This window comes from Haloterrigena salifodinae, assembly GCF_003977755.1.
GTDB lineage: Archaea > Halobacteriota > Halobacteria > Halobacteriales > Natrialbaceae > Haloterrigena > Haloterrigena salifodinae.
In genome coordinates, this window is sequence record NZ_RQWN01000001.1 from 1,109,400 (window position 1) to 1,121,210 (window position 11,811).

Genomic DNA, 11,811 nt, shown 5'->3' on the forward strand with positions numbered 1-11,811 from the left:
GTTCGTAGCCTCCGTCTGTAGCGCGAAGCGATCGGCTGCTCATAGGTATCCGAGATCCTCCAGTCGGGCGCGACTCGCCGCGTCGACCGCCTCGGCGTGGTCCCGACCGTCCCGCGTCTCATCGGTAACCCAGTCGCCGAAGGCGGACTCGAAGAGCCCGTCCGGCACCGTCTCGTCAGGCAGTTCGACCTGTTTCGACGGCGGTCCGGAGACGTCGTAGACGGCCTCGTCGCCGAGCTGATCGCGGTAGTATTTCCGGTCGCCCTCGTAGACGACCCGCTGGCCCCGATCCCAGTAGGACTCGTCCCCGCCCTCCGGGATGCCGGAACCGGAGCCGACGATCTCGGCGCGAGCGCGCTTGCGCTCGAGGGCGAACGGATCGAACGGCTCCTCGCCCGCGAGCGACCGGACCGCGTCGCTGAGATCGGCGTGGGAGGCGAGCCCGTCGACGTCGACGGGACGGAAAGTATCGTCGACCGCGAGCTCGAGGGCGCTGTCGTCGGTGGCCACGACGTCGAACGGAACGTGTAACAGCCCCTCCGAGAGGCTGCTCATGTGGTTCATGAGGTAGCCGTCCGACTCGTAGCCGAGGTTCTCGCCGTGGTCGGCCGTCACGATCAGGATCGACTCGCGGTCGTCCTCGCGCGCTAACGCGTCCAGGAGGTCGGTAACGACCCGATCGAGGTAGTCGACCGTCGCGGCGTAGAGTCGACGGACGCGCTCGACGTCCGAGGCGTATTCGCCAAGGCCGTCCGCGACGTTGACGTCCGAGTCCCGGAACGAACTCGAGTGGAAGTCCGCGGAGACGCCGTGAATTGACTCCTCGAGCCCGCGAAAGGCGGTGTGGGGACCGTGGGCGTCCATGACGTTGGCGAAGGCGACGACCGGCCCGTCGGGCTCGGCGACCTCCCGCTCGAGGGTGCGGGCGATCGCCCGGCCGCCGAAGTCAGTCGGCTTCTCGATCGGCAGCTTCCGGCTCACGTCGTCGAGTTTGAGCAGGACGCCGTTGGCCAGCGAGCGCAGCGGGTGGTCGTGGGCGAGGGCCTCGCGGACGAAGTCGGCGTAGGCCTCGACGCCGTCGGTCGACCGGTCGGAGATGTGTTCCTGGACGTCCATCCCCGCCGGCAGCCGACGGCTCGGCGAGATGGGGACCGTCCGGTCGAAGAACCGGTCGAAGCCGAAGACGGGGCTGGCGTAGATGTTCGACGTGACGCAGACCGACTCGTACCCCTGTCGCTCGAGGGGCGCGATCCAGGTGTCTTCGGCGTCGATCCGATCGAACCGACGTTGGTGAGCGTGGACGCCGGTCTCCGATGCGACCGAGCCGGTCAGGAGGCCGGCGTGGCTCGGGACGCTCCAGCCGCCGAGCGCGCGCATTCCCTCGAAGCGGACGGCCGCCCGCTCCCGAAGACGGGTCGCGAATCGGTCGTAGACATCCTTTCTGACGGTGTCCAGACAGAGGACGACGATATTCGGTTGGCGATTGCCGGTCATGCGAACCCCTCGAGTGCAGCGCTGAAGCGGTCGCCCTGATTCGATTCGGTCAGGTCGGCGACGAGGTCTCGCTGCTCGCTCGCGACCGCCCGTCGCTCGTGCGGCGGTCGCTCGAAGACGTCCCACAGTCCCTCGAACAGACCCGCCTCAGTCGACGGGACGACCTGCCGCGGCGGCAGGAGCTCCCGGACGCCGGTCGCCTCGGTGACCAGCGTCGGCGTGCCCGAGAGGAGCCCCTCGAGCGCGGCGACGGGGAAGGCGTCGCCCCGGGAGGACTGGACGTAGACGCTCGCGCGGTCGAACCAGTCGGCGAAGGTATCGAGGTCGACGAAGCCGGGCGTGAGGACGTGGGACCTGTCCGCGTAGCCTTCGGCCTCGTGGCCCTCGCCGAGGATGACCAGTCGCACGTCGGCGTCGACGGTTCGGGCGAATCTGCCGACCGCTCGAGCCAGTCGGTCGTAGCCGTTGGCCGGTTTGGCCTCGCCGGCGGAAAGGATCGTGAACGGCTCCCGTGGCGAGTTCGGCGAGAGAGACGCGAGGCGCTCGTACTTCGCATCACTGATCGGCGGCCGGACGTAGGCGACCGGAGGATCGCCGAGGTACGGTTGCGCCCAGCGGTAGGCGTCCCTGCCGACCGCGATCACGCCGTCCAGCAGCCGCCTCGAGAGCGGCTCGAGCCCGCGCCAGAGGTAGCGCGTCGGCCGTTCGGAGAGGGTGTAGAAGGTCTCGTCCGCGGCGAGGTAGACGAGGGTCGCGTCCGGCCGGCGGAGTTTGTACGCGAGCCCGGTCTGGAGCGGCGCGCTCCCCTCCGCGATGACGGTGTCGTACGCGGGAAGCGTCACGCCGGTCCGAATCCGGTCGACGATCCGCTCGGTGTTGCCGTTCGATTCGGACGGACGGACGCCGGTCTCGAAGTGGCGACGGTCGGCGCCGACGGCGTCGGCGAACACGCGGTGTGCGGGGTGGGCGTCGCTGTTCTGGTAGAGGAGACAACAGTCGCCGGGTTTCGTTCCCCGCGAACGTGTGGATTCGGCGTCCGTTCGCATCCTCGAGTCGCCGCCCCGATCGCGAGCGGTCGCGCTCGCCGTCACTGATCGGCCACCCCCTCGGCGCGCTCATCGTCGCGTTGCTGTTCGACTCGTCGAGTGTCATCCGTGCGTCCGGCCCCAGATTCGGATCCGGGAACGGACCTTGACACTGGTTCCGACGCTGGTTCCGGCACGTCGATCTCGGCCGCCGCCGTCTCCGCGACGACCTCGCGCAGCCCGGCCGCGAAGCGGTCGTACTCGTATCGTCGGGCCTCCGCGCGGATCTCGGCCGAGTCGAAGTCGTCGGGATCGAACCGGCGAACCGTCTCGCGGATCGACTCGACGGTCGGCTCGAAGAGCAGCCCCGTCCGGGCGCCCTGCACCTGATAGCGCGTGAACCCCTCGTTGACACCGAGAAGGGGTTTGCCGGCCATCATGGCCTCGGCCCCGACGAGGCCGAAGTCCTCCTGCTTGGGGGCGTAGACGACCGCGGTGGCCCGGGCGACAAGCGACTCGATGTCCTCGACGTAGCCCCGAACCTCGATGTTGTCGTAGTTCGCCGCGAAGGACTCGAGTTGCTCACGTTGCTCGCCGTCGCCGGCGATCACGAGCCGTTCGTCCAGCCCCGCGAAGGCCTTCGCGATCGTGTCGATCCGCTTCTCGGGGGCGAGCCGGGACCAGGTGACGAAGTAGCCGTCGTCGCCCTCGTTGCGCCAGTCGCCGGTCACCGGCGGGTAGACGACCGTCGCGTCGCGGTCGTAGAACCGCCGGATCCGGTCGCGGACGAGTTCGCTGTTCGCGACGAACTGATCGACGTAGTCGTTGGCCTCTTTGTCCAGCGCCCGCCAGCCCTTGGCGTAGGCCTTGAGCCCGGTCTGGACGAACGGGGCGTCGAACCCGGAGAGCCGGTCCCGATAGAGGTCGTACAGCCACCGCGGCGGGCTGTGGGGGTAGTGGACGATCCGCTGGCCCACCTCGGGGACGTAGTACTTCGAGAGCGGCGCGCTCTCGAGGATCACGTCGTACTCCGTCAACGCGGGGTGGGCGTCGGTCATGTCCAGCGCCACGTTGAGCGTCTCGAGGGGGTTCATCCCCTCGTTCTTCCACTCGAGGAACGGGCGCCACGGCAGCGAGGTGTACTTCGCCTGCTGGAACGGGATCACCTCGACGTCGTCGGGGATCTCGGTTCCCTCGGCGACGTAGGTCGTGTAGATTGGTGCCTCGAGGACGCGGGCGGCCTCGATGGCGAACTCCTCGCCGCCGCCGATGCCGGGGAACCGGTCGTGGAGAATCGCGACGTTCGCGTCGGTGCCAGCGTCGGTCACTGTAACACCTCCCGGAGTTCGTCGTCGGGCGACCAGGTGCCGTCGTGGGTTTCCTCGTCCCCGTCGGCGCGGGCGCGGATGAGAGAGACGCTGGCGCGCAGCAGCGAGATCTGGGTGTCGAACAGCGAGTACAGTGGCTGGACCGGCCCGAGGGCGTCCCGCGACCCCAGCGCCGTAAAGGCGAGGACGCCGGCCGGCGTGAGCAGCCCGGCGGGGCCGAGGACCGCCAGCGAGCCGAGTGTCGCCAGCGCGAGGCCGGCGCCGACGAGCCACGGCGAGACGATCATGAACCACCAGTTGAAGGGCAAGACGACGCGGCCGTAATTACCGTGGCGACCGAGCGCGTCGCGCTGGCGCCAGAGCAGGCGTAACAGGCCCATCGCGCGGCGGTCCTTCTGCTCGCGGCGCTTCCCGAACTCGGAGTGGGCGGCCTCCTTGTAGTGGATCTCTGGATCGAAGACGGCGCGGCCGCCGTTACGTCGGATCTTCAGGGCGAGTTCGCTGTCGTCGGCGATCGAATCCTCGTCGATCGGGACGATGGCGTCGCGCTCGAACGCCGAGAACGGTCCGTGGAAGATCAGCGTCGAGTCGATGTGGGACTCGAGGATCTGGATCATCGTCTGGATATCCCGGTAGCTCTGTTCGACCTCGCTGCCGCCGATGACGTCGGCGTTGCGTCCGGTCACCGCCTCGACGTCGGGATCGGCGAGGTTCGCGACCGCCTTCCGGACGGCGTCGGGCGCCAGCCGGGAATCGCAGTCGGTCTTGACGACGACTTCGTTCTCCGCGGCGGCGTAGGCTTCGTTCAGCGCGGTCGCGAGCCCGCGCCGCTCGTCCTCGCGGATGAGCGTCAGTTCCGGCTCCGGACGGCCCGCGAAGAAGGTCTCGACTAATTCGGCCGTTCCGTCGTCGCTCGAGTCGACGACGACGATTTCAACCTTCTCCATCGGGTAGTCGAGTTCGACCAGTTCCTCGAGTTTCGATTCGACGATGGCGGCCTCGTTGTACGTCGGCAGCACGATGCTAACCGACGGTTCGCGGGGCCGCGTGTTCGCCGGCGTGCCAGACGGCCGCCGGAGATAGTACGCTCCCAGGTAGATCAGGTACGGGAGGCCCGTCAGTGCGACCAGTCCGAACAGGGCCTCGACGAAACGCTTCATGCAAGTACGCCTAAACGCTCAACAGACCGCGGTAAAACCAGACGGCTTGCATTGTGCAAGGAATGCCGTCGAGATGTCGAACGCCACGAATTTCGGCGGTGCGAGTCGAGCAGGGAAATCAGTCCGAAAACCTCGGGGGGACCGGTGGCTTTTTGCGCCGGGCGCGGAATTACAGGACACGCGATAAACGCTCGACAACGCCATCACAGTTTTGGTACGCATACCATATTCGGTATGCTTTTAGGGAATCCGCCCATAGGATCGGGTATGTCAGTCTCAGCTGAGTCCGCCGTCGGGCACGACGAACTCGCCGTGCTCAAACTACTCGCGCTCGAGGGCGGTCTCGAGGGCGACGTGAAGATCTCCTGTTCTCACCTCGCGGATCGACTGGACGCGTCGAACCAGACCGCCTCGCGCCGGCTCCAGCGCCTCGAGAGCGCGGAGTTGCTCGAGCGCGATACGGTCAGCGACGGCCAATGGGTGGCGATCACCGACGATGGCGAACACGCGCTCCACGCCGAGTACGAGGACTACCGCCGCATCTTCGAGACGGACTCGGAGATCGAACTCGACGGCACCGTCACCAGCGGCATGGGCGAGGGCCGCCACTACATCTCCCTGCCGGGCTACCAGCGCCAGTTCGAGGACCGACTCGGCTACGAGCCGTTCCCCGGCACGCTGAACGTCGACCTGCGCGACGACAGCGTCCGCCGGCGCGGCGCCATGTCGTCGCTCGAGCCCGTGCCGATCGACGGTTGGGAGGACGACGACCGCACCTATGGTCCCGCGGTCTGCCATCCCGCGACGATCGAGACGGCCGACGGCCGCCAGTACGAGACCGCACACATCATCGCGCCCGAGCGGACCCACCACGACGAGGACCAGCTCGAGGTCATCGCCCCGCACAAGCTCCGCGAGGAACTCGGCCTCGAGGACGACGATCATGTCGTCGTCTACGTGGGTGGTCGCGAATGACCGGTCACCACGCCGGGCCGCGATCGACCGCGGACGGCGAGCCGAACGCGAGCGCCGACGGCGGTGCCAGTCGGACCGCGCGGGCCGACGCCGTCGACGACGCCCTCGAGTCGCTGCGGGCCGGCGAGCCGGTGTTGGTCCACGACGCGGCCGATCGCGAGGGCGAGACGGACCTGATCTACCACGCCGATTACGTCACGCCCGAGGCCGTCGCCCGCCTGCGCAACGACGCGGGCGGCCTCGTCTGCGTCGCGCTGGGCCACGAGGTCGCCGAGGCGTTCGACCTGCCCTTCTACGCCGAGGAAGTCGACCACCCCGCGACGGGCGACCACGAACTCGGCTACGACGAGCGCTCGTCGTTCTCGCTGACGGTCAACCACCGCGACACCTACACCGGGATCACGGACGACGACCGCTCGACGACGATCCGCGCGCTGGGCGAGGCCGCCACCGCGCCCGCGGAGACCGATTTCGCCGCCGAGTTCCGCGTCCCCGGCCACGTCCACCTGCTGAAGGCTGCGCCCGACCTGCTCGCACAGCGGGAGGGTCACACCGAACTCGGCCTGGCGCTGGCCGAGGCCGCCGACCTTCCGTCGGCCGTCGTCGTCTGCGAGATGCTCGACGACGAGACCGGCGCGGCGCTCTCGCCCGCCGACGCCCGCGCCTACGCCAACCGACACGACTTCGCCTACCTCGAAGGCAGCGCAGTCCTCGAGCGACTGGGGTAGGGTTTCGGTAACCAACCGGTCCCACTTCTCGGGAGCGAATTCGTCGCCTTGACCGCTCACTCGAGGGAGAACGCGGTAGCCTTCCACATAGTAGCGTCCCCGCCGGAGACAAAACCATATGTATATAACTGGTAAACTTGGGGACATGAACAGGGGACAGCTCTATCACGTCTCGATGGGAATCGTCGGCCTGAGTGTTGGATTCGCCGAATTCATCCATATTCTCACACAGGGAGTTCACCTCGGAGCGTCGCTGATGGCTGTCGGTGCTCTCGTTCTTCTTGTACACGCTGGCTACTCCCTTGTTGTCGCGGAGTCCGCAGAACTCAAATCTGGTCAAAACGTTGTGATTGCTGTTGGTAGTGCAATCCTGTGTTCGTCCGGAGCGGTACTCCAGTTCGTCGTCTACTGACACAGCAGTGTTCTAGACGTGTTCTCTCCTGAACGTCGGAGAAGGAGCCCTCTCACGAGGTGATATCGGTCCGTTCGAACCAGCGCTGGCTGGCGACGACGAGGACGAGGGTCATCGCGACCAGAATTCCGGCGTGGACGGGATCGACCGAACTCTCGAGCAACACGGCGTTGGGATCGAAGTACCGCATGGGGGCGATGGCGCCGATTGCCTCGTAGTCGGTGCCGGTCAGGAGGGACTCGAGCATGAACAGCCCAAAGGTGATCCCGAGGGCGAGCCGCTGGGCGATGCCGACGCGGTCGACGACGACGGAAACGACCAGCCCGATGGCCCCGCAGGCGAAGAGGTATGGAACCGAGAGGGCGTGGAGGGCAACCAGGTCCGCGGCCGAAATCGGCTCGTCGACCAGCGTCGCGGCGACGAAGACGACGATCGGGGTGACGACGTTGACGACGACGATCGGAACGGCCAGCGAGGCGAACTTTTCCGCAACGGTCCGGGCCCGCGAGATCGGCATCGACAGCAGGACGTCCATCCGCCCGCGCTCGACGTCGTCGGCGATCGTTCCGGCCCCCAGATAGGCCAGGTAGAGCCCCAGCAGGATCGTCCAGCCGAAGACGTAGAGTTCGAAGGCGAGAAACCCCTCGAGGGAGGCCATCGTCCGGATGTCGAACAGTTGGATGACGCCCTCGGGATAGGCCTGCAGGAACTCCTCGTCGACGTCGTCGAACGAGCCGCTGAAGGAGGGGTAGATCCAGACGACGGTGACCGCCAACAGCGACATGGCGACCGAGAGATAGAGGCTCCCCTTGAGTCGCTGGCGGCCGTCGTACCGAGCGATTTCGAGCATCTCAACCGCCCCCCGGCCGCTCGGACAACTCCGGTTGCGACGCGGATTCGGCGGCTTCTTCGCTGTCGCCATAGAACCGCATAAAGACGTCCTCGAGGGGCGCCTCCTCGATCGATAGGTCGAGTAAGCGGTACTCACGCAGGTGGGCGAGCAAGGCGTTGACGTCGCCGGTGAAGGTGAACGCGCACTCGGTGACCGCCGTCGTCGCGTCGTCGGCATCGTCGGCGTCGCCGCCGCGAACGACGCTCGTCTCGAGGTCGTGGACGCCGTCGATCGCGAGCGCCTCGCGGGGGATCGAGGCCGCGGCGCGCAGTCGGACGACCTTCCCACTGCGGTCGAGCAGCGATTCGACGGGTTCGACCGTCACGAGGCGTCCGTTCCGGATGATCCCCACGCGGTCGCAAAGTCGCCGGACCTCGCTCAACACGTGCGAGGAAAAGAACACCGTGACGCCGCGCTCGCGTTCCTCGCGGAGGAACTCGGCGAAGCGGTGCTGAATCAGCGGGTCGAGGCCGCTCGTCGGCTCGTCCAAGATCACCAGCTCCGGGTCGTGCATGAACGTCGTCACGAGGCCGAGTTTGCGGACGTTGCCGTGGGAATAATCCCGAACCGGCCGGTCCAGCGGCGGTTCGAACAACTCGAGCAACGCCTCGCTGCGCTCGTCGCCCTTGATCGCGGCGTGGAGGTCGAGAACCTCTCGACCCGTCGCGGTCTCGTCGAACGCAGGGGTGTCCGGCAGGTAGCCCAACTTCCGTTTGGCCTCGAGCAGTGCGTCCTCGTCGGTAACGTCGCGGCCGAGCACGCGGGCGGTTCCCGCCGTCGGCGCGAGCAGACCGAGCAGCGTCCGGATCGTCGTGGTCTTGCCGGCGCCGTTGGGCCCGAGGTAGCCGAAGATCTCGCCGCGCTCGACGGAAAACGTGACGCCGTCGTTGGCCAGCACCTCGCCGTAGTCCTTGGTGAGCCCCTCGAGTTCGATCGCAGCCATGACGAACTGTTGGTGCCGCGTTCACATGTAACCCGCCACCGGTCGCGGTCCGAGCCGAGGCGCTTCGAGTGAGGAGGAACCGAACTCATTTCTGATGGGACGTAGGCCGGACACGTATGAGCGAGATCTTCGCACGAGATCTGGGCGGAAAACGCGTCGTCGGAACGGACGGGAAAATCTTCGGTCGACTCCACACCGTGACCATGGACCCCGATTCCGGCGCGCTGCTCGACCTCGTCGTCGAACCCGGCGACGGCTCCCCGAGGCCGGCGTCCGAGCGATCCGACGACGACCGACTGTGGGTTCCCGTCGATCGCATCGAGACGGTAAAGGATCAGATCATCGTTCGATCGTCCCGCTAAGGGCGGCCGGTACGGACGGGACAATCGGGCGGTACCATCCGTTCTCGAGATCTATCAAGGGACTCGACCGACGGTGACGAAAAACGGCACCGCCTCCTCGCGGTGGTACTCCCGCGCTTCCATCTGTTCAATTACGTCCCGGCCCATCTCGCGCCACGCGCCCCGGAGGTCGTCGTACGCCGACTCGGTGAGTTCCCCCGAGAGCATCGTCTCGCGGTCGTCAGCCAGCCCCGCGCCGGTCGCCTTCCGCCGGGCCGCGACCAGCGCCATCTCGCTGTAGGGCGGCTCGACCGTCCGGACGTGATCGTACCGGCGCGTCTCGCACACCTCGAGGCCGGTGTCCTCGAACGGCGCGCGGGCGTCGGCGCCGAGTGCGACATCGGTCGCGACGCCGTCGAGGTAGGCGGTGCGGGCCCGCCGCTCGAGGCGGCCCTCGCGCTCGACGCTCGAGTCGATCTCGACGGTGGCGTTGTTCGGCTCGACGGCCGCGACGAGATCCGTCGAGACGCGGGCGAACTCCGCGACGGCGGCCGCGGGATTGGGCAGGTTGATCAACAGCGCCTGACAGACCACGAGGTCGAAGCTGTCGTCCGGGAACGGGAGGCGCAGGGCGTCGCCGGCGACGACGGGGACGGGGTCGTCGTGGTCGGCCGCAATCTCGAGCAACTCGCGGTCGGCGTCACAGCCAACGATGGTGGCGTCGTCGGGCGCCTCCTCGCGCAGAACGCGGCTCAGCTCACCGGTCCCGCAGCCGACGTCGAGGACGCGCTCGCGGGACTCGAGGGCGAGGGGCTCGAGGGCCTCGCGGGAGTCGTCCCACATCCCCTCGCGGGTCCGGCTGAGGTAGGATTCGGAGAACTCGCGCACGACCGACGGTACGAACGGTCCGAGTAAAAACGGGTCGATCTTCGATTACCTCACACTCACGCGATCGTCATGCCGATCACAGCAACGACGAACCCGAGCGTGGCAACAGCGGCGATCACGCACAGGGATGTCGGAGCGGGCTCCATCCCGCGAGGAACCCGTCGTGGCTCGAGGGAGACGAGTACACCGGCCCCGACCCCGAACAGTCCGAATACGAGTCCGCCGAGTTCAGCGCTCGAGACGCCGGCCGTGAGTGCGACCGTCGCCTCGACAACGAACAGCAGTCCGACTAAGAGGAGAAGATACCCGTGGAGAGTCGCCCGACGCAACGAAATAGCGCTAACACTCGCGTTACCGCGGCCCATATCCGATTGACCGCGGTCATTTGTCTTATTATTTTGGGGCTGGAATGGTGAAATTACTTCCCGCGTAGCTCACGGCTCGCTTCGCTCGCCGTTCGCATTTTCGCGGTTCTCGCTCACTTCGTTCGCTCCGAACCGCGCTCACTCCGAGTCGCGCAGCTCGCGGGTCACTCCGTTCCCCGCTCGCAACCTCGAGACGCTTACGCGTCTCGCAGTTCCTTGACCTTCTCGATGTTCCAGGCGAAGCCTTTCCCGTCTTCCGTCGGCGTCTCGAGCGCGAAGGGCAGATCCCGCAGATCCGGATGGTTCACGATGGCTTTCATGCCGTCCTCGCCGATGTAACCCTCGCCGATGAGCGCGTGTTCGTCCTTGTGGGTGCCGACGTCGTGTTTCGAGTCGTTGAGGTGGATGTACTCAAGGTACTCGAGGCCGACCTCGTCGTCGAACCGTCCGACTGTCTCATCGACCGCTTCGGGCGTCGTGAGGTCGTTGCCGGCGACCAGCGTGTGGGCGGTGTCGATGCAGATGCCGATGTCGGTTTCGGTGCGGTCGATGATCCCCGCGAGGTGCTCGAACTCGCCGCCGAGCTTGGTCCCGCTGCCGGCGTCGGACTCGATGAGAATCTGAACGTCCTCGGGAACGTCGAGTTCGTCGATGAGACTCGCCGCGTTGTCGAGGCCGCCCTCGACGCCGGCGCCCGTGTGTGCGCCGAGGTGGACGTTGACGTACGGAATGCCCAGTTTCTCGGCGGCGTCGAGCTCCGCCTGCATGCTCTCTTTGGACTTGCGCCGGAGGTCGTCCTTCGGGGTACAGAGGTTGACCAGATAGGCCGAGTGGATCACCCACGGCCCCTCGAGTCGTTCGTCCGATTCCTCGCGGAAGCCGTCGGCGGCGTCGTCGCTGATCTCGGGCTGGGCCCAGACCTGCGGCGAGGTTGTGAAGATCTGTCCGCAGTTCCCGCCGAACGCGCGCTGGCGGTGGACCGCGTTGCGGAGATCGTCGTACGGCGGCGTTTCGTCGTCGGAAGAGACGCGCGAGCCGGAGATGGATACGTGTGCGCCGACCTTCATGGACGCTCGTCAGTACCGGTCGGTGATAGGTATACTGATTTCGGAAACTGATCGCGGGAATCGCGGCCGACGAACCGAAAACCCGGAGAACGAACCCGATAGGCATCGATTCGACGCCCTATCACGGCCGATCGTCGTCAGTTATCTCCACCGCACAAAAGGTCAGTAATGCGGTGTGTGTCGTCGATTCGTC

General features: G+C 66.8%; 13 protein-coding genes. 4 read left to right on the forward strand and 9 right to left on the reverse strand.

Annotated elements, in window-relative coordinates; genetic code table 11:
* Positions 1-39: 39 nt before the first annotated feature.
* The 4 genes from EH209_RS05600 to EH209_RS05615 are packed head-to-tail and all read right to left on the reverse strand — an operon-like array spanning position 40 to position 5,007.
* Positions 40-1,494: a sulfatase-like hydrolase/transferase gene (locus EH209_RS05600; protein WP_126661930.1), complete on the reverse strand. Its 1,455-nt coding sequence runs from the start codon at positions 1,492-1,494 to the stop codon at positions 40-42.
* Complete coding sequence (locus EH209_RS05605; RefSeq protein WP_211338324.1) at positions 1,491-2,585, reverse strand: glycosyltransferase; 1,095 nt, start codon at positions 2,583-2,585, stop codon at positions 1,491-1,493. Before EH209_RS05605 ends, EH209_RS05600 begins: the two co-directional genes overlap by 4 nt.
* Positions 2,582-3,847, reverse strand: coding sequence for a glycosyltransferase (locus EH209_RS05610; RefSeq protein WP_126661931.1), 1,266 nt, complete (start codon positions 3,845-3,847; stop codon positions 2,582-2,584). Before EH209_RS05610 ends, EH209_RS05605 begins: the two co-directional genes overlap by 4 nt.
* Entirely contained in the window at positions 3,844-5,007 is a 1,164-nt protein-coding gene (locus tag EH209_RS05615; protein ID WP_126661932.1) for a glycosyltransferase, read from the reverse strand. Before EH209_RS05615 ends, EH209_RS05610 begins: the two co-directional genes overlap by 4 nt.
* A gap of 267 nt (positions 5,008-5,274) precedes the next feature.
* Between EH209_RS05615 and EH209_RS05620 the strand changes: the two genes are divergently transcribed.
* The 3 genes from EH209_RS05620 to EH209_RS05630 all read left to right on the forward strand — a co-directional run bounded on the left by EH209_RS05620 (position 5,275) and on the right by EH209_RS05630 (position 7,122).
* Positions 5,275-5,982: a DUF120 domain-containing protein gene (locus EH209_RS05620; RefSeq protein ID WP_126661933.1), complete on the forward strand. Its 708-nt coding sequence runs from the start codon at positions 5,275-5,277 to the stop codon at positions 5,980-5,982.
* Positions 5,979-6,710, forward strand: a complete 732-nt coding sequence (gene ribB, locus EH209_RS05625) for a 3,4-dihydroxy-2-butanone-4-phosphate synthase (RefSeq protein ID WP_126661934.1) — start codon at positions 5,979-5,981, stop codon at positions 6,708-6,710. Before EH209_RS05620 ends, ribB begins: the two co-directional genes overlap by 4 nt.
* A 145-nt stretch (positions 6,711-6,855) precedes the next feature.
* Complete coding sequence (locus EH209_RS05630) at positions 6,856-7,122, forward strand: hypothetical protein (RefSeq protein WP_126661935.1); 267 nt, start codon at positions 6,856-6,858, stop codon at positions 7,120-7,122.
* Positions 7,123-7,174: 52 nt separating this feature from the next.
* Here the strand turns inward: EH209_RS05630 and EH209_RS05635 are convergent, their stop codons facing one another.
* Both EH209_RS05635 and EH209_RS05640 read right to left on the reverse strand, forming a co-directional pair.
* Positions 7,175-7,972 (reverse strand): ABC transporter permease subunit, encoded by a 798-nt coding sequence (locus tag EH209_RS05635; protein WP_126661936.1) that lies wholly within the window; start codon positions 7,970-7,972, stop codon positions 7,175-7,177.
* A gap of 1 nt (position 7,973) precedes the next feature.
* Positions 7,974-8,957 carry an ABC transporter ATP-binding protein gene (locus tag EH209_RS05640; RefSeq protein WP_126661937.1) on the reverse strand — a complete coding sequence of 328 codons (984 nt, stop codon included), beginning with the start codon at positions 8,955-8,957 and terminating at the stop codon, positions 7,974-7,976.
* 116 nt (positions 8,958-9,073) lie between these two features.
* Here EH209_RS05640 and EH209_RS05645 point away from each other — a divergent pair, with 116 nt between their 5' ends.
* Positions 9,074-9,319 (forward strand): PRC-barrel domain-containing protein, encoded by a 246-nt coding sequence (locus EH209_RS05645; RefSeq protein WP_126661938.1) that lies wholly within the window; start codon positions 9,074-9,076, stop codon positions 9,317-9,319.
* 54 nt (positions 9,320-9,373) lie between these two features.
* Here the strand turns inward: EH209_RS05645 and EH209_RS05650 are convergent, their stop codons facing one another.
* From EH209_RS05650 to EH209_RS05660, 3 genes are all read right to left on the reverse strand, one after another.
* Positions 9,374-10,186, reverse strand: a complete 813-nt coding sequence (locus tag EH209_RS05650; RefSeq protein WP_126661939.1) for a class I SAM-dependent methyltransferase — start codon at positions 10,184-10,186, stop codon at positions 9,374-9,376.
* Positions 10,187-10,242: 56 nt separating this feature from the next.
* Positions 10,243-10,515 carry a hypothetical protein gene (locus tag EH209_RS05655; RefSeq protein WP_249038753.1) on the reverse strand — a complete coding sequence of 91 codons (273 nt, stop codon included), beginning with the start codon at positions 10,513-10,515 and terminating at the stop codon, positions 10,243-10,245.
* 233 nt (positions 10,516-10,748) lie between these two features.
* Positions 10,749-11,618, reverse strand: coding sequence for a deoxyribonuclease IV (locus tag EH209_RS05660; RefSeq protein WP_126661941.1), 870 nt, complete (start codon positions 11,616-11,618; stop codon positions 10,749-10,751).
* Positions 11,619-11,811 lie beyond the last annotated feature (193 nt).